Below are 506 nucleotides of genomic sequence, written 5' to 3' on the forward strand. Positions count from 1 at the left end.
AAGGCGCTGGAGTGCGGCTGCGGCTCCCGGGATTGCCAGTGGTGCGGCAAGATCTGGGAACTGATGGATGCTGTTGACAGCTACATCCCCACTCCTGAGCGGGATATCGACAAGCCCTTCCTGATGCCGGTTGAAGACGTGTTCACCATTACCGGTCGGGGTACTGTTGCTACCGGTCGGGTTGAACGTGGTACTATTAAGGTTGGAGACGAAGTAGAAATCGTCGGTCTGAGAGAAGAAACCAAGAAGACCGTTGTAACCGGTGTGGAAATGTTCCGCAAGCTGCTGGATCAGGCCCAGGCTGGTGACAACATCGGTACCCTGCTGCGGGGTGTAGATCGTAAGGAAATCGAGCGCGGTCAGGTTCTGGCCAAGCCTGGTTCCATCAAGCCTCACACCAAGTTCTTCGCTGAAGTATACGTGCTGACCAAAGAAGAAGGTGGCCGTCATACTCCTTTCTTCAACGGTTACCGGCCCCAGTTCTACTTCCGGACCACTGACGTTAC

At 55.1% G+C, this 506-nt stretch carries 1 protein-coding gene; it reads left to right on the top strand.

Features of this window, described 5'->3' with window-relative positions; all coding sequences use genetic code 11:
* Positions 1-506: EF-Tu/IF-2/RF-3 family GTPase (locus ULO1_RS08005; RefSeq protein ID WP_242947916.1), on the top strand; the 506-nt coding region annotated here is incomplete at both ends.

Origin of the sequence: Carboxydocella sp. ULO1 (genome assembly GCF_002049255.1) — a bacterium.
GTDB lineage: Bacteria > Bacillota.